The sequence below is a fragment of the Rhodococcus sp. WS3 genome (assembly GCF_003797085.1).
GTDB lineage: Bacteria > Actinomycetota > Actinomycetes > Mycobacteriales > Mycobacteriaceae > Rhodococcus_F > Rhodococcus_F globerula.
In genome coordinates, this window is record NZ_RKMA01000001.1 from 1524911 (window position 1) to 1545882 (window position 20972).

At 61.9% G+C, this 20972-nt stretch carries 20 protein-coding genes; 11 read left to right on the forward strand and 9 right to left on the reverse strand.

The features are described from left to right. Positions 1 to 47: 47 nt before the first annotated feature. Both EEB13_RS07040 and EEB13_RS07045 read right to left on the reverse strand, forming a co-directional pair. A complete protein-coding gene (locus EEB13_RS07040) occupies positions 48 to 2261 on the reverse strand; it encodes an arylsulfatase (RefSeq protein WP_141484899.1) in 2214 nt (737 codons plus the stop codon). Between the two features lie 11 nt (positions 2262 to 2272). Then, the gene (locus tag EEB13_RS07045) at positions 2273 to 3097 is read right to left on the reverse strand and encodes an SDR family NAD(P)-dependent oxidoreductase (RefSeq protein WP_141484900.1); all 825 of its coding nucleotides are present in this window, start codon (positions 3095 to 3097) and stop codon (positions 2273 to 2275) included. Between the two features lie 291 nt (positions 3098 to 3388). Between EEB13_RS07045 and EEB13_RS07050 the strand changes: the two genes are divergently transcribed. From EEB13_RS07050 to bphC, 5 genes are all read left to right on the forward strand, one after another. Then, positions 3389 to 3943: a hypothetical protein gene (locus tag EEB13_RS07050; RefSeq protein ID WP_106939692.1), complete on the forward strand. Its 555-nt coding sequence runs from the start codon at positions 3389 to 3391 to the stop codon at positions 3941 to 3943. A gap of 58 nt (positions 3944 to 4001) precedes the next feature. Beyond that, positions 4002 to 5210, forward strand: a complete 1209-nt coding sequence (locus EEB13_RS07055) for an alpha-hydroxy acid oxidase (protein ID WP_033235688.1) — start codon at positions 4002 to 4004, stop codon at positions 5208 to 5210. A 106-nt stretch (positions 5211 to 5316) separates the two neighbouring features. Further along, positions 5317 to 6489, forward strand: coding sequence for a Rieske 2Fe-2S domain-containing protein (locus tag EEB13_RS07060; RefSeq protein WP_033235827.1), 1173 nt, complete (start codon positions 5317 to 5319; stop codon positions 6487 to 6489). Positions 6490 to 6541: 52 nt separating this feature from the next. Next, positions 6542 to 7723 carry an acyl-CoA dehydrogenase family protein gene (locus EEB13_RS07065; RefSeq protein ID WP_033235689.1) on the forward strand — a complete coding sequence of 394 codons (1182 nt, stop codon included), beginning with the start codon at positions 6542 to 6544 and terminating at the stop codon, positions 7721 to 7723. An 18-nt stretch (positions 7724 to 7741) separates the two neighbouring features. Then, positions 7742 to 8653 (forward strand): biphenyl-2,3-diol 1,2-dioxygenase, encoded by a 912-nt coding sequence (gene bphC, locus EEB13_RS07070; protein WP_092802516.1) that lies wholly within the window; start codon positions 7742 to 7744, stop codon positions 8651 to 8653. A 160-nt stretch (positions 8654 to 8813) separates the two neighbouring features. Here bphC and EEB13_RS07075 read toward each other — a convergent pair whose 3' ends face one another. Further along, complete coding sequence (locus tag EEB13_RS07075) at positions 8814 to 10154, reverse strand: HNH endonuclease signature motif containing protein (protein ID WP_141484901.1); 1341 nt, start codon at positions 10152 to 10154, stop codon at positions 8814 to 8816. A 272-nt stretch (positions 10155 to 10426) separates the two neighbouring features. Here EEB13_RS07075 and EEB13_RS07080 point away from each other — a divergent pair, with 272 nt between their 5' ends. After that, complete coding sequence (locus EEB13_RS07080) at positions 10427 to 11230, forward strand: IclR family transcriptional regulator (protein WP_033235829.1); 804 nt, start codon at positions 10427 to 10429, stop codon at positions 11228 to 11230. A 36-nt stretch (positions 11231 to 11266) separates the two neighbouring features. Here EEB13_RS07080 and EEB13_RS07085 read toward each other — a convergent pair whose 3' ends face one another. Further along, positions 11267 to 11953, reverse strand: coding sequence for a PadR family transcriptional regulator (locus EEB13_RS07085; RefSeq protein WP_033235691.1), 687 nt, complete (start codon positions 11951 to 11953; stop codon positions 11267 to 11269). 73 nt (positions 11954 to 12026) lie between these two features. Next, positions 12027 to 12638 (reverse strand): TetR/AcrR family transcriptional regulator, encoded by a 612-nt coding sequence (locus EEB13_RS07090; protein ID WP_141484902.1) that lies wholly within the window; start codon positions 12636 to 12638, stop codon positions 12027 to 12029. 44 nt (positions 12639 to 12682) lie between these two features. On the opposite strand from EEB13_RS07090, the gene EEB13_RS07095 reads away from it, so the two are divergent. From EEB13_RS07095 to EEB13_RS07115, 5 genes are all read left to right on the forward strand, one after another. After that, the gene (locus EEB13_RS07095) at positions 12683 to 14284 is read left to right on the forward strand and encodes a PQQ-binding-like beta-propeller repeat protein (RefSeq protein ID WP_141484903.1); all 1602 of its coding nucleotides are present in this window, start codon (positions 12683 to 12685) and stop codon (positions 14282 to 14284) included. Positions 14285 to 14451: 167 nt separating this feature from the next. Beyond that, the gene (locus EEB13_RS07100) at positions 14452 to 14952 is read left to right on the forward strand and encodes a flavin reductase family protein (protein WP_033235693.1); all 501 of its coding nucleotides are present in this window, start codon (positions 14452 to 14454) and stop codon (positions 14950 to 14952) included. A gap of 144 nt (positions 14953 to 15096) precedes the next feature. Then, positions 15097 to 15483 carry a nuclear transport factor 2 family protein gene (locus tag EEB13_RS07105; RefSeq protein WP_033235694.1) on the forward strand — a complete coding sequence of 129 codons (387 nt, stop codon included), beginning with the start codon at positions 15097 to 15099 and terminating at the stop codon, positions 15481 to 15483. Further along, positions 15483 to 15728: a hypothetical protein gene (locus EEB13_RS07110; protein WP_033235695.1), complete on the forward strand. Its 246-nt coding sequence runs from the start codon at positions 15483 to 15485 to the stop codon at positions 15726 to 15728. The genes EEB13_RS07105 and EEB13_RS07110 overlap by 1 nt, the downstream gene beginning before the upstream one ends. A gap of 67 nt (positions 15729 to 15795) precedes the next feature. Beyond that, a complete protein-coding gene (locus EEB13_RS07115) occupies positions 15796 to 17238 on the forward strand; it encodes an FAD-dependent oxidoreductase (RefSeq protein WP_141484904.1) in 1443 nt (480 codons plus the stop codon). A 1-nt stretch (position 17239) separates the two neighbouring features. On the opposite strand, the gene EEB13_RS07120 is transcribed toward EEB13_RS07115, so the two are convergent. Genes EEB13_RS07120 through EEB13_RS07135 form a run of 4 tightly spaced genes read right to left on the reverse strand, consistent with a single transcriptional unit; the run spans position 17240 to position 20836 of the window. Beyond that, positions 17240 to 17542, reverse strand: coding sequence for a hypothetical protein (locus tag EEB13_RS07120; protein WP_045064128.1), 303 nt, complete (start codon positions 17540 to 17542; stop codon positions 17240 to 17242). Between the two features lie 51 nt (positions 17543 to 17593). After that, positions 17594 to 18418 carry a mycofactocin-coupled SDR family oxidoreductase gene (locus tag EEB13_RS07125; RefSeq protein ID WP_141484905.1) on the reverse strand — a complete coding sequence of 275 codons (825 nt, stop codon included), beginning with the start codon at positions 18416 to 18418 and terminating at the stop codon, positions 17594 to 17596. A gap of 4 nt (positions 18419 to 18422) precedes the next feature. Beyond that, positions 18423 to 19214, reverse strand: a complete 792-nt coding sequence (locus EEB13_RS07130; RefSeq protein WP_141484906.1) for a mycofactocin-coupled SDR family oxidoreductase — start codon at positions 19212 to 19214, stop codon at positions 18423 to 18425. Continuing rightward, positions 19211 to 20836, reverse strand: coding sequence for a flavin-containing monooxygenase (locus EEB13_RS07135; RefSeq protein WP_141484907.1), 1626 nt, complete (start codon positions 20834 to 20836; stop codon positions 19211 to 19213). The genes EEB13_RS07130 and EEB13_RS07135 overlap by 4 nt, the downstream gene beginning before the upstream one ends. Positions 20837 to 20972: the final 136 nt, after the last annotated feature.

Here is a 20972-nt window from a genome sequence, read left to right on the forward strand (position 1 = left end):
TCCACAATCGCACAAAACTGGAACAGGTTCCAGAGGGGCCTCCGGCCCTACTGCACCGCAAATGCAATCCGCGCGAGATCCGCTTCCGTTTCGCGCGGAGGCAGATCATCCAGATCGACCCGAACGGATCGCACCGTCCCTACAAAACGATCTCGGTCGGTGTAGTCGGAACTGATTGCGACGCCGTGGCATCGCCCGATTGTCAGCAGGCCGGTTCCGCCGATGTAGAACGGTGTCGTCCGCTCGATCCGATCCGACGCAACAACGGCGCCGTCCACCAGAAGCACGATCTGCGCGCCGGAGCCCAATCCGTCGCCCTCGTAGTGCAGTTCCATCCGCAGGTCGTGATGGCCGGGTTCGATCACCACCCGGCTACGAACGTGCTGCACATGCAGATCCGCGACGTTGTTGCAGTACGTCAGGGCGCCGTCGTGCACATACAGACTCCATCCGCCGTCGGCGCGAGCACCCTGAGCCACGACAACGCCGGTTCGCCCCGCCTCCGACAGTTCGACGTTCGCCGTGATCGCGTGCGAACGATTGAACAGTTTGGGTGCCGCGTCCGGCAGCAAGGGTGGCATCGACCCGGGATAGGTGTGCGAACTCGGCGCCGGCTTCACCGACCCCTTGCGCATCCTCTGCATGCGAGTGTTGTCGAGCAGGACCTGGTTTCGGACCGCCTCGCGTTCGAACACCGCTTGAAGCTCGGCAAGTTTGTCCGGCCGGGTCGACGCCAGGTCGGCGGCCTCGGTCCAGTCGGTATTCGTGTCGTACAGCTCCCACACATCGTCTTCGAATGGCTTGTCACCGGATGCCGCCTGCATCGGTACGCGGTGAGCGGTACACGCCACCCACCCCTCGTGGTAGATCCCGCGGTTGCCGAATACTTCGAAATACTGCGTGGTTCGCCGATCGGGCGCCGACGGGTCGTTCAAGCTGTAGAGCATCGACACTCCGTCCATCGGCTGCTGCGCCACGCCGCCGACAGTCTCTGGCTGCGCAATTCCCGCAGCCTCGAGAACAGTGGGAACGACGTCGGACACGAAGTGCCATTGCTCGCGAATCTCGCCACCCGAGTCGATGCCGGACGGCCAGTGCACGATCAACGGGTTTCGCGTGCCGCCGTAATGCGACGCGACCTGCTTCACCCACTGGTAGGGCGTATCCATCGCCAGCGCCCACCCGATCGGATATTGCGGCGCTGTGGTCGGTCCACCCAATTCCGCACTCTTGTCGATGATCCGCGCCGACGTGTCCTTCAGGCCGTTGAACAGGATGCCCTCGTTGGCGGTGCCGAGCATGCCGCCTTCACCGGCCGCACCGTTGTCGCCGAGAATGTAGAAAACCAAGGTGTTTTCGAGCGCGGCCATGTCGTCGAGTGCGTCGATCACCCGTCCGACCTGAGCGTCGGTGTGCTCGGCAAAACCTGCGTACAGTTCCATGAGCAATTCCGCCGCGCGACGGTCTTCGTCGCTCATCGAATCCCACTGGGGAATGAAATCCAGCCACGCCGTCAGCTGTCCGTCTTCCGGTACGACGCCCAACTCGTGCTGGCGTGCCACGGTGATGTCGCGCTGACGGTTCCACCCGTGCGCGAACTTCCCGGCGTATTTGTCTCTCCACTGCGCCGGGACCTGAAGGGGTGAATGTGTCGCTCCCAGAGCCAGATACGTGAAGAAGGGTTTGTCCGGTGCGGCCGCTTGCTGGTGGCGCACCCAGTCGATCAGGCGATCGGCGAGGTCTTCGGAGAGGTGGTAGCCCTCCTCCGGACCTGCTGGGGCGTCAACCGGGGTGATGCCGTTGTAGAGAGCCGGGTAGTACTGGTCGGTGGATCCGCCGAGAAATCCGTAGAAGTGCTCGAACCCCTCCCCGGTTGGCCAACGATCGAACGGTCCGGCCGGTCCCGTTTCGACACCCGGAGTTTGGTGCCATTTTCCGAATGCTGCTGTGTTGTATCCGTTCTCACGCAGAGTCATCGCGAGCGTTGCGGCGCTGTCTGGCCTTGTGCAGTTGTATCCGGGGTCTGTGCTCTCGAAGTTGGTGACAGTACCGAACCCCACCGCGTGTGGATTTCGGCCGGTCAGCAGCGACGCTCTGGTCGGCGAACATAGTGCGGTGGTGTGAAACCTGTTGTACTTCAGGCCGTCATCTGCGAGCCGCTGCGCCGTGGGCATGTCGATCGGCCCACCGAACGGCGAGGTGGCGCCGAATCCCATGTCATCGACCAAGACGATCAGTACGTTAGGTGCCTTGTTCGTCATAGCAATACCTTTCAGTTCCGGCCGTCGAACAGTGCGTCCGGACGTAGTTTTCCGGTCAGAACCTGGGCCCGCTTTGCGGCCAGACGGTCGAACGAATCGGGGTGCGTGAGTATCCAGAACTCTTCCTGCGCAACACCGTCGAAGTAGATTTTGGCTGCGGCCGCGGGCGACATACCTTCTCTGATGTTCTCGCGCCAGAACTCGGTGTCCGACCCGGACTGCGGGCGCACCGCGACGTCCTCGAAAATCCTGGTGGCAACCTGTCCCGGACTGAATACCGAGACGCGGATCTGCGGAAACTGTTCGGCACATTCGAGATACAGGCTTTCGGTGAGCGCCTGCACGCCGTGCTTCGAGGCCGCGTACGCCGTCATCTTCGGTGTGATCGCCACACCGCCGACCGAGACGGTGTTGACGACGTGGGAAGGCCGCGGGTCGGCTCCCATTCTGGGGACGAACGAGCGGATGCCGTGAAAAACCCCGGTCAGGTTGACGTCGATGACGCGGCGCCATTCGTCAGCCGGAATGTCCCACGTGAACCCGACGGATTCGAGGCCGGCATTGTTGGCCAGGAGTGTCACGGCACCGAACTCCGCGTAGGTCGCGTCGGCCAGTGCGTCCACATCTGCGGCGACGGTGACATCGGTCGGGACGGTCAGCACGTGGGCTCCGTCTGCCCGAAGATCGGCCGCCACAGCCTCGAGGCGCTCGGCGGAGATGTCCGCCAGGACGACATTCATTCCGAGGTTGACAGCTTCGCGGGCCAGACCCTCGCCGATTCCACTTCCGGCTCCCGTGATCACTGCTGTTCCGTCGCGCAATTCTTCGAGTTTCATCACATTCCCTTCGCAACCTGCAGTGACGCGTTGCTCTGCCGAATTTTCGGGTGACACTATTCGGCCTACAGCCCGCTCGACAGAGGATCTCCCGCACGGTGGAACGAGCGCAATACCACCAGAAACTGATGTCTCGCCCACCGAAACCGCGGCTACGTCCCAGCCGCACTACAGGGCACTTCTGCACATATTCCCGATCAGCGGGAGCAAATGCTGTGGTAGCCGCGATGGTCACTAGCGTTGCCATCACCCACTCGAACGGCCGACTGGCCGGGGGAAACGGAGGTTATCGTGACTGCAATGCTTGTCGACGAGAATCCCTTGGCGCACGCGGTGCTGCCGACATTTTCGACGCTGTACGACGCATCCGCCGGCTTGATCGACGCGTCGACAGACGAACAGGATGTGGTGTTCTTCGGCCCGCCACGCCCCACGGACACTGTTGTGGGAAGTATCCGTTCACTCGAACGAATCCCGTCCACCGACGGCGGCCCGTCGCGGATCGCCCGGACCATCGACTACCGCGACGTGTACGGGCACTTGGTTGCCGAGGTGTACGCGTCGGGAATCGCCTGCGACATCAAAGGTCCTGTCGCCGCGAGCACTTCGTCCGCGCTGGCCGCGCACGTCGACGCCTCGTTCGATGCCGACAGCGTCCGTCGATTCCGCACCCGAATCTTCGTCTCGGATGCCTCGCGTCTCACGTTTACCCGCACTGCCGTCGCCCGGTATCTCAAGGATTCGGAGTATGTTTCCGATTTCATCGTGAGTGCAACCGATGACGCAGGCGTAACCGCGGGCAGGGCGTGGGTCACCGTGGCGGAGACTGCTCACTCGGATCGGTAAGTTCCACCGAGCGGGATCAGGCAGCAACCGGGCGATTCTCCGGTGATTGAGTGTCTCCATGTCGGCCATTGCATTCACTCTGTCCTCACGTACGTCACCGATAACCGTCGCTGACTACCGCGAACGTGCCCGCAAGGCACTGCCCGCGATGATCTGGGCGTACGTCGACGGCGGCGCCGAGGACGAGCTGACGCTGCGCGCCAACGTCGATGATTTCGACAAGTGGGCGCTTCGCTCCCGGGTTTTGACCGGAAACGAAGGTCAAGGGCTGTCCGCCAAAGTGGGGAACACAGCGCTCGATCTCCCGGTTTTCCTCTCTCCCACCGGAATGACCGGACTTATCCAGTGGACCGGTGAACGAGCTGCCGCTCGGGCAGCCGAACGCGTTGGCACGCGCGCGGTTATCTCGACGGCATCCAGTTACACCGTGGAGGAGATCGCGGACGCGACCTCCGAGAACCATTTCTTCCAGCTTTACCCGTGGACCAGCGTCCGCACCGGGGAATCGTTGGCGAAGAAATTCATCGACCGCGCACACCACGCCGGGTACAGCGCGTTGTTCGTGACGGTTGACGTTCCGGTGACCGGAAACCGGGAGGGGGAGCGTAAGCGAGGCATGGGGATTCCGCCCACTCTCTCGCCGTCCCGCGTCCTCGACGCGGCCCGCAAACCCCGCTGGGCCTACAACTTCCTCAAACACCAGCGAATCTCGTCGCGCATGTTGGTCGACGAGCGAGGCGCCGCCGCCGCAGTGCGATCGGCGCAGAAGCAGGTCAGTCTCCTGCGACCGGAACTGTGCTGGGACGACTTGGCGAAGATCCGCGATCTGTGGGACGGCCCGATGTACGTCAAAGGCATTCTCGATCCGGATGATGCCGCTGCTGCTGTCCGACTGGGTGCCGACGGAATTGTCGTGTCGAATCACGGTGGACGCCAACTCGACAGCGCGCTCTCGAGCATCGAAGCACTGCCTGCGGTGGTTGATCGAGTGGGCGGATCCGGCGGTGTTCCCGTCTACCTGGACGGCGGCATTCGTCGTGGCAGCGATGTGGTGAAGGCACTTGCACTCGGCGCGACCGCGGTCGGAATCGGCCGACCGTACGTCTATGGACTGGCGGTTGGCGGTGAGGACGGCGTCGCGCACGTTCTCGAGATTTTCCGCGAGGAGATCGCTCGGACTCTGACGCTCATGGGCGTACGTGACATCGCCGAACTCGATCGCTCCCACATCATGCGACGCGGGGCGAGTTTCCGGTCCCGAGAGTAAGTGTTCCATCCAGCGGGAATGCCCGTATCCGAGGCAACCACGCCAACGGTTCTATGGGGTGGATCACATCACTGACAGCGTCGTCGGACGCGGCTCGGAGGAAGACATGTCGCTCAGCACGGACTCACCCACAACGGCAGACGAGGAAATTCGCGAAATCGAGGCGGCGGCTCCCCCGGCGCGATTTGCTCGGGGGTGGCATTGCCTCGGACTCAGCAAGACGTATCGCGACGGAACGCCACACCAGATCGAAATCTTCGGCACCAGCCTGGTTGTTTTCGCCGACAGTAAGGGCGACATCAAGATCCTCGACGCCTATTGCCGTCACATGGGCGGCAACCTGGCGCAGGGCACGGTCAAGGGCGATTCGATCGCGTGCCCGTTCCACGACTGGCGTTGGGGCGGTAACGGAAAATGTACGGATATTCCGTACGCACGACGCGTTCCGCCGCTGGCCAAGACCCGTGCATGGACGACACTGGAGCGCAACGGCCAGCTGTTCGTCTGGAACGATCCCCAGGGCAATCCCCCGCCCGCAGAAGTCACCATCCCCGAGATCGAGGGGTTCGGAAGCAGCGAGTGGAGCGACTGGAGCTGGAACACGCTCACCATCGAAGGCTCGCATTGCCGCGAGATCGTGGACAACGTCGTGGACATGGCGCACTTCTTCTACATCCATTACTCCTTCCCCCGGTATTTCAAGAACATCTTCGAAGGTCATGTCGCGAGCCAGTACATGGAGTCGGTGGGACGTGAGGATGTCATCAGCGGCACGAACTACGGCGATCCCAACGCTGTTCTTCGTTCGGACGCGTCGTATTTCGGTCCGTCGTACATGATCGACTGGCTCAAGAGCGAGGCCAACGGTCAGATCATCGAGACCGTTCTGATCAACTGCCACTACCCGATCTCGAACAACGCCTTCGTGCTGCAGTACGGCGCCATGGTGAAGAAGCTTCCCGGAATGAGCGACGAGGACACTGCGGCTATGGCCGCGCAGTTCACCGAGGGCGTCGAGACGGGATTCCTTCAGGACGTGGAGATCTGGAAGAACAAGGCTCCCATCGACAATCCACTTCTCTCCGAAGAAGACGGCCCGGTATATCAGTTGCGGCGTTGGTACAACCAGTTCTATACCGATGTCGAGGACGTCACCGAAGACATGACCAAGCGCTTCGAGTTCGAGATCGACACCACCCGAGCGGTGGCGAGCTGGAAGCAGGAAGTTGCCGAGAACGTCGCAGCCCGGGAAGCCCAGGCACCTCAGACCACGTCCTGATCAGAGCCCGTGCTGACCGAGACCACACGACACAACACAACATAGGGTGACCATGAGTTACGAAGTGCTCGAACAGATCAACTTGATGGCCGACGACATCTTCCAAGAAGGTATCGAGGCCGAGAAAATCGGACGGTTGGCAGACGATACCGCCAAGAAGATGAAGGCCGCCGGGTCGATCCGGATGTTGCAGCCCAAGGAATACGGCGGCATGGAGGCACATCCGCGCGAGTTCGCGGAAACCGTAATGCGGATGGCGTCGCTGAATCCGTCGGCTGGTTGGGTCCACGGGATTGTCGGAGTTCACCCGTGGCAGTTGGCGTTTGCCGATCCGAAGGTTCAGCAGGAAATCTGGGGTTCCGATCCTGATACCTGGATGGCCTCTCCCTATATGCCCGGCGGCATGTGCATTCCCACCGACGGTGGGTACAAGTTCTCCGGCCGCTGGCAGTTTTCCTCCGGCACCGACCATTGTGATTGGGCGTTCCTTGGCGCTATGGCCTGCGACAAGGACGGCAACATGGAAATGCCGCCCCGCATGCTGCACGTGATCATTCCGCGCACCGACTACGAGATCATCGAAGACTCGTGGGACGTCATGGGTTTGCGCGGCACGGGGTCGAAAGATCTTGTGGTCAAGGACGCATACGTTCCCGACTACCGCGTCATGGATTGCGACGAGGTCATCGACGGTACCGCTGTACGCAAGTACGGACGCACCGAGACGCTGTACCTGATGCCGTGGTCGAACATGTTCCCACTCGGGATCACAGCCGCGACCATCGGAATCTGCGAGGGAATGCTGTTCCACGCCAACGAATACCAGGCTGATCGCATCAATGCCCAGGGCACCGCGATCAAGGATGATCCGTACACGCTCTTCGCCATCGGCCAGGCAACAGCCGATATTCGCGCGGCGCGAGATACTCTGCTGGCCAATGTCGATCGCATGTGGGATCGCGTGGACGCAGGCAAGGAAGTGACGTTCGAGCAGCGCGCCGAAGGTCGGCAGACCCAGGTTCAGGCTGCATGGCGTGCCATCAATGCCATCGACCAGGTCTACCCGCGGTGCGGCGGCAACGCCCTTCGCATGGACAAGCCACTGCAGCGCTTCTGGCGCGACGCTCATGCCGGCCAGCATCACGCAATCCACGTCCCCGGCACCGTATTCCACGCTGCCTCCCTCAGCCGCCTCGGCGCCGATCCGCAGGGCCCGCTGCGGGCGATGATCTGACATAAGGAACAACACACGATGACGCACACCGACATCAAGGGACTTGGCTACGTCAAGATCTCCACCAACGACATGGACCGTTGGCGCACTTTTGCATTCGACGTTCTTGGCTTCGCCAAGGGCAGCGGACCGGACGAGAACGCGCTGTACCTGCGTCTCGACGAGCGTGCCGCCCGCATCGTCATCGTCGAGGGCGAACGCGACGAGATCGTCAGCATCGGCTGGGAGGTGGCCGATCGCAATGCGCTACGACGCGTTCAGGCCGCGCTGGAGAAGTTCGGCACCGCGGTCGAGCAACTTCCCCTGGCCGAGGCCGACGCACGCCGAGTCGAAGAGGTCATCACCTTCACCGATCCTGGCGGCGCAAATGTGGAAATCTTCCACGGCGCGATCCTCGATCACAGCCCAGTCGTCACGCCGTTCGGCTCTCGATTTGTCACCGGCTCACAGGGCCTTGGCCACGTTGTTCTCCCGGTCATGGACAGCGCTGCGAGCTTCGATTTCTACACCGATGTTCTCGGCTTCTATCCGCGTGGCGCATTCCGCCTGCCCGCGCCGCCGGAGTTCGGCCCCCTGCGCATCCGTTTCCTCGGGGTCAACGAACGCCACCACAGCTTGGCGCTGTGCCCTGCCCCGCACGGCGGCGCGCCCGGCCTGATTCACATCATGGTCGAGGTCGACACACTCGACGCCGTAGGCCAGGCACTCGACCGGGTGGTGAAGGACGGATTCTCGGTGTCCTCGACCCTGGGTCGACACACCAACGACAAGATGGTCTCGTTCTACGTCCGGGCGCCAGGCGGCTGGGACATCGAGTTCGGCACCGAGGGATCGAAGGTGGATCAGGACTCCTACTCGGCAGAGGAGATCACCGCCGACAGTTACTGGGGCCATGACTGGTCGGGCAGCGAACCGCTGGCAGCGATGTAAATTGCAAGCGATGTAAATTTTTACCGGGAAGGGCTTGCGCACATTTGTGCGCAAGCCCTTTTCCTGTGGTCGGACCCCGTAGGCATGCGTGTTGGCTTCACATCGTCTTTCCTGGTGATGCGAAGCTCTCACACGGTATTCAGTTCCGGCAGAGCCGAATTCAGTCTCGGTGGACTGGTCCCTGGCGGGTGGTGGAGCGGCGGCGTCGCTGTTTCGGGTCGATCGCAGCTGGTGGGATGAACCACGGTTTGTGATCGTCGCCCATCTTGATTTCCCAGATCCCGCGGAACCCGCTGGTGCTGTGGATCAACCGATGGTGATTTCGGCAGAGGAGGGTGAGGTTGTCCATCACCGTCAGGCCACCGACCGACCACGGTTTTATGTGGTGGGCGTCGCACCAAGCCGGGACGGCATCACAGTTGGGGAAGGCGCAACCTTTGTCGCGGGCGATCAGTGCCGTTCGCTGTTCTGGCGTGACGAGGCGTTTATGTGGAGTCGCATCCAGCGGTGCGCCGTTGCCGTCCATCAACACGGTGGAGAGCATGCAATCGCACGCGAGCATGCGGGTCAGGCTCACACTCAGTGGTCCCATCCAGGGCATGTATCCGACGACAAGATCCTCGAGATCAGGCTCATCGAAATCCGCCGCGACATCGCTACGCATGGTGGCGCATTCCCGATGCTCGGCAAGATCTTTCGCGGTGATGTGCACGTTCACGTGCGGACGCTGACCACCATCAACACCGGTCATGGCATTGTCGAGGTAGCGGCGGATCAACTCCGTGAAGGCATCCGCGGTGCGCTTGGCAGCCGACCGCTGATCCGGGGTCCCGTCGGCGGCCGGTTTCGGCATCGACAGACCCGAGAGAGCCGACAACAGCATTTCGCCGGTCAACGCGTCGAAATCGCCCTTGATAGCGACCCGCCCGTTGAGCGTCGGCGCGATCCGCAAGACATTGAGGTCATCATCCTCACCGGGCGGTGCCTGGTCGGATTCGAAGATCCGCTCGAGAACTGCAATCGCGTAGCGGAGTTTGACGGTGGTCGTCTCCACGCCGGATGCGGCAGCCAACAGAGTCTTCATACAGGACGGTAACGCCCTGTCGGGCATGCCTTTTGGTGGTGATTCGCAGAACGAGGCGATCATTGCCGCATGATCGAGCGAGAGATCACCGGCCTCGAATTGGGCAGCAATGTCCGGGAATCCCCGCAGCGCGGCACCGAGGGCGGCGATTTTGTTGCCGGCTGCGTTCTGCAGCATCGTGTTCGCCGCCAACCACCGACCAACACCGCGGTAGCACAGCACCTGCTCATCAGGATTGAGCGCCAACTCATCTACTGCGGCAACCCGAATCGCTTCCAGCCGAAGAATTTCCGCAGACGCACAGACGGCAACGTCTCGAACCTCGGCCGGACGCAACCGCCACAACCTGCCACGCACACCCGCAGCCGAACCGGCTACAACATCCCCCACCGAAACAAAATCGCTGACCGTGGTCATCAGAGCCTCCCCACCCTTGACCACAATGATACTCGAACACTTATTCGAATCAAGAGACATATCGGGCACATCTGAAACCGAAGCGACACGCATGCGCGCCGGATCGCCCAGTCGACAGGAATGGCGCCCACAAAAACCCGAACGCGCCACGCCCCTACGCCCAGATGCAGGACGTTTACGTGATTCACTTCACAAATCGCGAGTCATATGACACTATTTCTAATTGAAATAGCCAGCTCACAGATTTTCATCGAAGAGGAGTAGTGGACGCGATGACTATGGCACTGGAGTCCCAAGTAGCGACCGTGAAGCTAGATTCCGCTGACCTGGGGGTTGACTCGACACCCACTGCCGTTCTCGACCGCGTCTCACTCGTCCTCGACACCTTCGACGGTCCTGGCCGCCTCACGCTCGCCCAGATTGTTCGCCGCACCGGCCTTCCTCGGTCGTCCGCCCACCGCCTACTCGAGCGGCTGGTCTCGATGCGCTGGCTACGGCGCGACGGCCGCGACTACGAGCTCGGTATGCGCCTGGTCGAGCTGGGCTCTCTCGCCGTGCACCAGGATCGTCTGCACACAGCTGCGTTGCCACTGCTGCACGAGCTGTATCGCGTCACTGGATTTGTTGTTCACCTCGGCATTCTCGACGGCTCCGATGTGGTGTATCTCGAGAAGATCGGCGGGCGCCTGGCCGCCGCTGTCCCGACGCGCGTCGGGGAACGGCGTCATGCTCCCACGACTGCCTTGGGGCAGGCGCTGCTCGCATTCGAGTCGCAATCCACAACGCATCCCCAGCGTGCCCGGATTCGGGAGGCCGGTGTGGCCTTCGAAAGTGGGAGTGGGTTGGCCGGCTTCAGCTGTCTGGCGGCACCGATCGGACTGCCCGGACGGGCAGTTGCCGCAGTGTCGATTTGTGGGCCGACGAAGGCGCTACGTAACGATCACATCAGTGCAGCACCCGTCCGCATGGCCGCGTCTGCGATCTGGCGTGCCATCGACGGTGGATCTCACACTGTCACACCGACTTTGCAGCGTCGGCAGCTGCTTCGAAACCTGCCAACCGCTGCCAGGGCGTGAGCAACACGTTGGTCATGACCGAGGGCAGCTGGTTACTCAGATATCGCGCTGATCCTGGGTGAGTGAGAGGACATGATCTTCGATGTCCTTCCATCGGCCAGGCGACACCGGGATCGGCGACCCGAGGGGATCATATTCGGCGACCTTGGCAAATTCTGCCGACGCCCGGTCGATATCGTCGAGTAGTTCACGCGCAAGGTCGATTTCAGCCCGGAAGTAGCGTACCGACCAACGCAATGTCATGACGGAGTACGCCCACGCGGGCTCGTTTTCTGCGTGGTCTGCGTGAAGCTCCGCGCGTCGTAGTTGCTCCTCCACATTGGCGATATGCGCACCGACAAGTGCCTTGAGCCGTGGCGGGTCATTGAGATGCCCCATCCAAAGTCGAAGCATGACACCGTGTTTGAGTACGGGAACCTCCACAGGAGCTTCGCGTGACCAGGTGCGCACTGCCTCGGTTCCGGATTCGGTAATCGCGTACAGGCGCCGACCCCGCACTCCCGGTTCGGATACGACCCGCGATTCCACGAACCCGATTTTCTCGAGTTTCTTGAGCTCGGCATACACCTGACTGATGGACGGACTCCAGTAGAAGAACCCGACACTCCAGTCGGCCCATTTCTTGAGATCGTTGCCTGTCAGCTCCTCACCGAACGTGAGCGTTCCGAGGACCGCCCAACTCGTTGCGGGAAGTCCTCTGGACACGTCTTCGGTTGCGGACACGGACAGGAGTCTAACAATCGAACGACCAGGTGAGGTGCATCACAAACCGAGGTGCCCGCTTAGCGGGAGAGTTTCACGAATTGGCGGTCAAGGCTGCTGTCGTCATGTCGATGACGTTCACTTGAAAGTCCGCCGCCGAGAGCGGCAATCGGCGGCGCCCGGTCAGATCACGTGCCCGGACGGCAAGCATTGCGGTGGCAAGCAGAATTGCGCCGCGCACACGCTCGTCCACCAGCGGGCCGGGCAGGTGGCCGATGGATTCGCGCAGCAACTCGATGGATCTGACGAGGCTGGGATACTTCGGCGGTACCTGATCTATCTGCTCGGGTTCGAGCTGATAAATGGTCTGGCCGAGAATGCGCAGGTATCTGCGGCCCGCTTCGCTGGTGAGCATCTCCCCCAGCGGCGCCACGATCAGTTCGACGCACGCGCGCGGGGTGACATCGCCTTGCCAGTTTGCCAGCATCACGGTTCGTCGAGACTCCAACTGCACCAGATACTTCTCCCGAATCGCCTGGAGTATGCCTTCGCGGGAGCCGAAGTGATACCGCAACGCCGACGGATTGCGTTGGCCCGCACCCGAAACAATGTCACCGACCAGGGTCGCCTCAATCCCCTTCGTGGCAAAGAGTTCTTCCGCGACTTCGAGAAGTTTTTGTTTGGTCGAGAGCTCTCCCGTACTCATGGCGCTTAGTGTACCTTTCCGATTACTACTAATAAGGAGTATTAATGAGCCCCTTGAGACCAATGACCCCGGCCAGGTTCGGATCCCTACTCGTTGCCGCTACGACGGTGCTCGCGACAGGGTTCGGAAGCAGCACCGGAAGTATCGACGGAAGCCTCGAACCCGACACATCTTTCTATGCAGACACAGGTTGGGTTACCCTGCACGGCGATTCGGGCAATCGTCGTCAGCAACTGGGGGTTCAACCCGCGCAGAGTTACACCCGGTGGACAGCTCTGCAGGGTGCCTCGATTCTCACCGCTCCCACAATGCTGCCCAACGGAAACCTGGCCATCACCACAGGCAAGGCCGAGGGCAGCGCCAACCTCCACGTGCTCGACAAGTTCGGCACCATCGTCTGGGAAACGCCGGCGTGGAGCGGCAAGACCGGCGTCGACTCGGCCGCGATCATCTCCTCCCCCATCATCGACGCCGACGGCAACATCTTTGTCAGCGACGCCGATCAACTGTGGTCGTACACCAGTGGCGGCGCCCTGCGTTGGGTCATCGACCTACCGGCAGCGCCCAGCCCCAACCCCTTTGCCGACGGATCGCGGGCGATCAATCCCTTTGTCACAGCCGCTTTCACCAAGGACGGTGCAGTTTTCGGCACCACCGTGTTCGGTCAGGTGATGGTGGTCGACCGGGCCACCGGAGAGCTGCGCGCACCCGTGTTCCAGCTTCCCGGCTCAATAGCCAAGCGGCACACAAAAACTCCGATGTCACCGAACATGTGGGCCGGCGGAATGATGGACCCTGCCATCAAGGATCCCATCTTCCAGATCATCATGGGCGGCATAGTCCAGAGCGCAAACACTCCCGCAGTGGACTCGGTGACCGGACGCGTCTACGTCGCGGCAACCGACAAGGAACAAGACAAGGGCGCGCTCTACGGCCTCGACATCACCCCACCGAAGAACGGTGCCCCCGGCTCGATTTCCATTGCGTTTGCGGCGCAGATGGGCCCAGGTAGCGGTTCGAGTCCCGTTATCTCGCCCGACGGCAAAACCGTCTACACGTGTGACGACGAGGGACTCCTCTATGCGTTCGATGCTACATCCGGCAAGGAACTCTGGAATGCTCCGTCCGGCGCTGCCGCTGCCGCGGTAGCCGTGGACGCGCAAGGATCTATCTACGCACTCACCAATCCCGGCGTCCTCTCTGCATACAGTGCCGCAGGCGCAAAGCTCTGGGACGCCGATCTCAGCGAGCTGACAAACGCGACGCTCCCAGTCAGCGACGTGTACGGCGCGCCCATCGTGCGCGGCAACGGCAACCCGACGGTTGTGAACGGCTCAATTCTGATCGAAGTCTTCTACGGCTACGACGTCCCGATCCAGGGCTACCCCGTCTCGGTGCCGGTGAAGTCCGCCATCGTCGACATCGATCCGGCCACCGGAAAGGGCATGCGCAACATCGGCTTCGCCACCGACACCACAGAAGGGATTTTGGCGGTCACTCCGGACGGACGAATCTTCTCGACCTTGGGCGTCATGACGTCGACTGCCGTTGCGCCACTCGCGCCGATGATCAACCCGACGCTGCCGGACGGACTCGAACTGATTGCACCGTCCGGCGGACTCGACGGGTTCATCCCGAACCCGTAGGGCAGCGCTTCTACTGACCGGGAGTGCTGAGTCGACCGGGTGGAGCGGGATCCTGGGCAGAAGTGTTCTTGCTGCCATTGAGTGGGACTGGCGCTGGATTACCTCGCCGTTGCCCCACATCGTAGGGACTCACACCCTGTTTGCGAGCTTTGATCGAGGAGAAACACATGTCCGTAGAAAATGCCGCACCGCCGGCGCTGGACGGGCGCACACTGCGCGACGTGATGAGCAACTTCTGCACCGGCGTCACGGTGATCACCGCTCACGACGGTGAATCCCCACTCGGATTCACGTGCCAGTCCTTGGTCTCGGTTTCTCTGGATCCTCCATTGTTGTCGTTCTGCCCGGCCAAGACGTCGACGAGTTGGCCGAAACTGCGTGAAGCCGGATCTATCTGCATCAACGTTCTTGCGCACGATCAGAAGGACATGTGCTCGGCTTTCGCTCGCGGCGGCACTGACAAGTTCAGTGGTGTCGACTGGGAAGCAGGCTCCAACGGCGCGCCTGCCCTCGACGGCGCCCTGGCCCGTATCGAAGCCACCATCGAAAACGAGCACGATGCAGGCGATCACACCATCGTCGTTGCACGCATCACGGATCTGACCGTGCTGCGCCACGACGGTCCGCTGCTCTTCTACCGTGGCGGTTTCGGTCGCTTCGACGCCTAAGCCTCCGACAAGCCACGGACGTCTGAACTGGACGTCCCGCTGCGTGGGAGAGATCGACGATAGGGACGATCAGAAGCGATAACGTCCGGTGAGGTCGGCGCCCACCGCCGACCTCACCGGGACACAACTGATCGGATTACGACGATGACTACTGTCGAACCAGATATCACCGCTGCGATCACCGCGACCGTCACCGCGTACCTCGACGCGGTCTCCCGCGGATCGAGCGCAGACATCGCAGCCCTGTACGCGGAGAACGGAACTCTCGAGGATCCCGTGGGCAGCGAACCCGTTGTCGGCCGCGAGGCGATTGCCGCGTTCTTCGGTGCCCTCGAAGGTCGCACGCAGGAGATCGAACTCCTGACCCTGCGTGTCAGCGGTTCCAGCGCGGCGTTCCATTTCCGCGTCGTGACACCGATGGGTGACAAGATCTACGAGGTCTCCCCCATCGACGTGATGACCTTCGACGAGAACGCCAAGATCACCAGCACGCGCGCGTTCTGGGCGATGTCGGACATGGCCGTACGCTGATGCGGCAGGTCAGCTGCCGCAATTGCGGCAACCGAGTACTCATCGAGAAGTACAGCAACGCGCACACCAGCGTGCAGTGGCTCGAGGATTCCGAGCAGGTCTGCCCGGAACTTGCGCGCCCGTCGGATAATCCGTATGCACAGCGTTCGTGCTCGTCGTTGCGTCAGACCATCAACGACCTTGCCGACGCCGGAGCCGTCGAAATGAGCGAGCGCAGCTATCCCGTTCCCGGCTCCCTGTACTGAACAGGACTTCTCTCGCTCACTGGGAAGCTACATATACGACGCAATTGCGGCGCCATAGCTTTGTGACATGGATAACAATGTCGACGTAATTGTCATCGGTTCGGGAGCTGCAGGATCGGCTGCAGCTTTGCAAGCACACGCTGACGGCGCATCAGTGGTGATCCTGGAGAAGTGCGGACCTGACAACGCCGGCGGTAACACCCGATTGTCCGGCGGTGGATGGTTCGTCAACCAGGATCCCGCTGCAGCCCGAACGTTCCTGCGCGCCTTGAACGGCTCGTTCACCGTCGCCGACGACGTGATCGACGCGTGGGCCGAGAACACACACGGGCTTTCGGACTGGCTCCGCGAGCTGGATGCACCGGTGTCGATGTCCGGCGAGTTCCATTCCACGGCGGAGTACGCCGAGCTCGACGGAAGTTCTTGTTACGCAGGGATGGACACCATCGGTGGGGCCATGGGCAACGAACTGCTCTACCGCTTCCTCGTCTCGGCCCTCGCGGAACGCGGCATCACAACACTCTTCGACACCGAGGCGACCGCACTGCTGACGGACGAGTCCGGAGCAGTGATCGGAGTCGAAACCGTCTCGGGTGGAACAACTTCGCAGATGTACGCGCGTCGGGGTGTCATCCTGGCGACCGGCGGCTTCGAGGCCAACCCGGCCATGGTCCGCGACTACCTCCGCCTCGAGAACCCGAAAATCTGGGGATCACCGTCGGCAACCGGCGACGGCCATCGCATGGCCCAGGCAGTTGGTGCCGACCTGTGGCACATGAACAACATGATGACCATTACCGGAATCTCCGGCGACACAGACGATCCGTCCGGGCACTACCTCGCATTGTGGAACGCACACAACTACGTGTTCCTCAGCCAGGAGGGACGCCGATTCACCTGCGAGTCGGCCGAAATGCGCCACGGCCATGTGTTCAAAGAAGGTTCCTACCAACACTTTCCGGTGCGGTCGATGAACATCGTGTTCGACGAATCCATGAGGTTGGCCGGGCCACTGAGCCCCGGCCGCGACGTACTGGCTGTCGGGCGTCTAGTTCTCGACGAGGGCTACGAGTGGAGCGCAGACAACCAAACCGAGATCGACAAGGGGTGGATCGTCAAGGCGGACACACTCGCCGAACTCGCCGACAAGCTGGGCCTGGACCCCGCCGTCGTGGAAACGAGTGTGCGACGCTACAACGAGGCATGCACTGCCGGTGTCGACGAGTCATTCGGTCGGGACCCCGCGACGTTGGCTCCCGTTGTCACTGCGCCGTTCTACGCCGTATCCGGGCCGCCGCTCCTGGGGTGGAGCAACGGTGGCCCTCGCCGCGACGGCCACTCGCGTGTACTCGACACTGCCGGTAATCCGATTTCCGGACTCTACGCGGCAGGCACCGTCAGTTCCACGTACAGCGCAGCCAAAGACGGCGGATTCCACATCGCCGACGCCCTCGCGTTCGGTCGTGTTGCCGGTGCCCATGCGGCCACCCGGGTCAGCGCCGACGCCTGAGCTAGGAGCGGGCGGCTTTGACCGCGTCGAAGAACGCGATCACGGCCGCCTCGTCGTCCGGTGGAACCGTCAGAGAAGCACGCGCTCCGGCGACGGCAATGGAGTCGTCGGCAAGCCGATTGCCGATCGTCAGTTTCAGGCCTGACTTCGTCGGCTTTGCTTTCACCCCAATGTGTTCGACGTGCCAGCGGCATACCTCACTGGTGCTCGCCGCGGTCCGGTCGAACACCTCGACGGTGCGGTGGTCGAGCACCAGGATGATGTTCGGGCCGACTGTCACTTCGAGATAGCGTCGTTCCGTCACGGTGTGTGCCTTTCGGTTAGGTGGAACCGACGCTACACACCGTGACGGATCTCAACGGGACGAGCTACCCGCGTCCACGGGCAATGCGACGGACGTGATGTAGCGGGCCTCGTCGGAGGAGAGGAACAGCGCGGCGTTTGCCACGTCTACCGGCTCGATCCACGGTATCGCGAGCATGTTCATCGTCATCGCCGCTTCGGCGAACTCTTCGCGCGTCGGATTTTCCAGATCGGGGCGAAACTTACTGCTCACCGCGGGGTTCTGAATCATCGGTGTATCCACGTTGGTGGGGTGCACCGTATTGACCCGCACGTTATGCGGCGCCAATTCCTTTGCCAGTGACCGCATCAAGCCCACGACGCCGTGCTTGGCTGCCGTGTAGTGCGCAACACCGACGAGCCCTCTGAGCCCGGCGATGGAACTGGTGAGCGTCATCGATCCCCCACCCCGCGCGATCAGATGCGGCGCTGCGACGACAGTGGTGTGCCACACGCCGGTCAGGTTCACGTCCAGCATCGTCTGCCACATGTCTTCCGACATCGCCAAGGCACTGTCCGAGGACGTGATACCCGCTGTTGCGCAGACGATGTCGAGTCCACCGAGTGATCCGACCGCCGAATCGACAGCACATCGCAGCGCCTCGAGATCACGAACATCCACCACCGCTGATTCGATGCGCCGTCCCAGAGCCCTTACCTGCGCGACGGTATCCGCAAGATCAGCTTCGGTCGACGGCGGCGTGAGCGTCGTGTCCACCGAGCCACACACGTCGACCGCGACGATGTCTGCGCCCTCTTCGGCAAAACGCACGGCCTGAGCCCGTCCGATTCCCCTTGCCGCACCGGTGACCAGCGCGATCTTTCCCTCGAGTCTCATCAGTTCACACCTTCTGGGTCAGGCCGGCGTCGACCACCAACTGACAACCGGTCATGTAGCGGGACTCCTCGGACGCAAGAAACAGCACGGCGTTGCTCACGTCCACCGGATCAACCCACGGCACTGGCAACAAGTTTCGAGCACTCAGGACGGCCGCGGCGTCGGATTCCGTGGGATTCTCGATGCCCGGACACAGGTTCGCAAATACCCGTTCGTTGATGATCATCGGTGTTCGCACCGAACCCGGATGCACTGAGTTGACGCGAATACTCTGCGCTCCCAACTCGTTGGCCAGGGTTCGAGCCAGTCCGACGACGGCGTGCTTGGCGGAACTGTAATGACCCGCTCCGGCAATGCCTTTGATTCCTGCCGTCGAACTGACCAGAACAACAGATCCGCCGTTGCCGAAGTGCGGAACACACGCTTTCACGGTGTGCCAGGTTCCGGTCAGATTGACGTCGAGCGAACGGTTCCACACGGACGGGTCGATGGTCCACGTAGGTCCGGGCGTGTCGTAGACGCCTGCGTTGGCAACAACGACGTCCAGTCCGCCGATTTCGGCGACGCAGTCCGCCACCACTGCTGCGAGTTCCTCGTAGTTGCGGATGTCGGCAATGCCCGTGACCGCCGCGCCGCCGAGATCACGCACGGCCGAAGCGGTTTCATCGAGTCCGGACGCCGCCATATCCAACGCGATCACCGACGCGCCCTCCTCGGCGAGCCGAATGCAATGCGCACGCCCCATGCCGCCGGCCGCCCCGGTCACCAATACGCGCGCGCCCTCGAGCCGCCTCATGCGTGGACCGCGCTGTTCAGTTCGAAGCCTCGATATCCCTGCGCCGCAACGTCAGCGCAGATGTCGCTGTAGACGCCGAACCCGCCGATGAAGGGCATGAAGATCCGCGTCTTGCCGGGAATGTTTGCACCCATGTACCAGGAGTTGGCCGAAGGAAACAGTGTGGCCGACGCTCGTCGTGAGCACTCCTCGAGCCATCCGTCGACTGCTTCGACGCTGGGTTCGATGGTGGTCAGATTATTCGCGTCGAGATGGGCAATTGCGTCCGCAATCCAGTCGACGTGCTGTTCTGCCGCGAGGATCATGTTCGACAGAACGCTCGGGCTGCCTGGTCCGGTCACGACAAAGAGGTTCGGGAATCCGTTGACCCCGAGCCCCAGATACGTTCTCGGCCCGGCATGCCAGTTCTCACGCAACGTTTCCCCGCCGCGTCCACGGATGTCGATTCGGTCGAGTGCACCGGTCATCGCGTCGAATCCGGTGGCAAACACCAGCGCATCCAGGTCGTAGTGAGATTCGGTGGTCTTGATCCCGGTCGCGTCGATCGCTTCGATCGGGGCCTTCTTCAGGTCGACCAAGCTGACGTTGTCCCGGTTGTACGTCTGGTAGTAGTTCGTGTCCGTCACAATGCGCTTGGTTCCGATCGGATGGTCGTTCGGGATCAGGAGATCCGCGATCGACTGGTCTTCCACAACGGAACGGATCTTGGTCTCGGCAAACTCTCGTGCCGTGTCATTGGCTTCGAGGTTGCTGGTCTGATCGGCAAATGTCTTGCCGAACAGCACTCCCCCGAGGCGCCAACGTTCCTCGTACGCTGCGGTCCGCTCGTCTTCGGGAACCTCCAGCGCGCTTCGCGAGTCCGAGATGAACGGTGAGCCGCCGCCGCTGCGCTTGCTGAGCGCACGACGCTCGGCATAGCTTGCCTTGATCTCGGCGCGGCGCGCGTCGTCAAGAGGTGTGTTTCCAGCCGGGACACTGTAATTCGCCGATCGCTGGAACACATACAGATGATCGGCTTGCTCGGCGATCAGAGGCACCGACTGGATTCCCGACGATCCGGTGCCGATGACACCCACTCGCTTTCCAGTGAAGTCGACGCCTTCGTGCGGCCAGAACCCGGTGTGAAAAATATCCCCCGCGAAGGAATCTCGCCCGTCGATGTTCGGCATGTTCGCTGTCGAGAGACTGCCAGTGGCGCACACCACAAAGCGGGACGTGACGTCGTGCCCGGCGTTTGTATTTACCCGCCACAGTGCCGATTCCTCGTCGAACTGCGCGCTCTTCACTCGCGTGTCGAAGGTGAAACCGCTCCGCAGGTCGAACCGATCCGCCACGTGGTCCAGGTACTCGAGAATCTCGGGCTGCGCAGCGTACTTCTCACTCCAGTCCCAATCCTGTTGCAGCTCTTCGGAGAATGAGAATGAGTAATCAAAGCTCTCGACGTCGCAGCGAGCCCCCGGGTAGCGGTTGAAGTACCACGTTCCACCAACTCCGGAGCCGGCTTCGAAGCCGTGGACACGCAGTCCCTGCTTGCGGAGTCGGTACATGGCGTACAGGCCTGCGACGCCGGCGCCGATGACTACGACGTCGAGTGGTGCGGTGGAGATATCAGGATCGGTCATGCTGAAAACGGTACGAGTTGCTCCATCGGTTCCGGAACGGCTTCTCCCGGTGGATGGGCAGTCATGATCACGCCTGACTCGTTTCAATCGCGTTGAGAGTTAATGACCCCGCAGTTACACCTGGGAAAACAGGCAA

Bases quoted from the DNA above. Each gene is read 5' to 3' on its own strand.
- EEB13_RS07040 (WP_141484899.1), bottom strand. From the start codon at position 2,261: ATGACGAACAAGGCACCTAACGTACTGATCGTCTTGGTCGATGACATG.
- EEB13_RS07045 (WP_141484900.1), bottom strand. From the start codon at position 3,097: ATGAAACTCGAAGAATTGCGCGACGGAACAGCAGTGATCACGGGAGCC.
- EEB13_RS07055 (WP_033235688.1), top strand. From the start codon at position 4,002: ATGTCGGCCATTGCATTCACTCTGTCCTCACGTACGTCACCGATAACC.
- EEB13_RS07060 (WP_033235827.1), top strand. From the start codon at position 5,317: ATGTCGCTCAGCACGGACTCACCCACAACGGCAGACGAGGAAATTCGC.
- EEB13_RS07065 (WP_033235689.1), top strand. From the start codon at position 6,542: ATGAGTTACGAAGTGCTCGAACAGATCAACTTGATGGCCGACGACATC.
- bphC (WP_092802516.1), top strand. From the start codon at position 7,742: ATGACGCACACCGACATCAAGGGACTTGGCTACGTCAAGATCTCCACC.
- EEB13_RS07075 (WP_141484901.1), bottom strand. From the start codon at position 10,154: ATGACCACGGTCAGCGATTTTGTTTCGGTGGGGGATGTTGTAGCCGGT.
- EEB13_RS07080 (WP_033235829.1), top strand. From the start codon at position 10,427: ATGACTATGGCACTGGAGTCCCAAGTAGCGACCGTGAAGCTAGATTCC.
- EEB13_RS07090 (WP_141484902.1), bottom strand. From the start codon at position 12,638: ATGAGTACGGGAGAGCTCTCGACCAAACAAAAACTTCTCGAAGTCGCG.
- EEB13_RS07095 (WP_141484903.1), top strand. From the start codon at position 12,683: ATGAGCCCCTTGAGACCAATGACCCCGGCCAGGTTCGGATCCCTACTC.
- EEB13_RS07100 (WP_033235693.1), top strand. From the start codon at position 14,452: ATGTCCGTAGAAAATGCCGCACCGCCGGCGCTGGACGGGCGCACACTG.
- EEB13_RS07105 (WP_033235694.1), top strand. From the start codon at position 15,097: ATGACTACTGTCGAACCAGATATCACCGCTGCGATCACCGCGACCGTC.
- EEB13_RS07110 (WP_033235695.1), top strand. From the start codon at position 15,483: ATGCGGCAGGTCAGCTGCCGCAATTGCGGCAACCGAGTACTCATCGAG.
- EEB13_RS07115 (WP_141484904.1), top strand. From the start codon at position 15,796: ATGGATAACAATGTCGACGTAATTGTCATCGGTTCGGGAGCTGCAGGA.
- EEB13_RS07125 (WP_141484905.1), bottom strand. From the start codon at position 18,418: ATGAGACTCGAGGGAAAGATCGCGCTGGTCACCGGTGCGGCAAGGGGA.
- EEB13_RS07130 (WP_141484906.1), bottom strand. From the start codon at position 19,214: ATGAGGCGGCTCGAGGGCGCGCGCGTATTGGTGACCGGGGCGGCCGGC.
- EEB13_RS07135 (WP_141484907.1), bottom strand. From the start codon at position 20,836: ATGACCGATCCTGATATCTCCACCGCACCACTCGACGTCGTAGTCATC.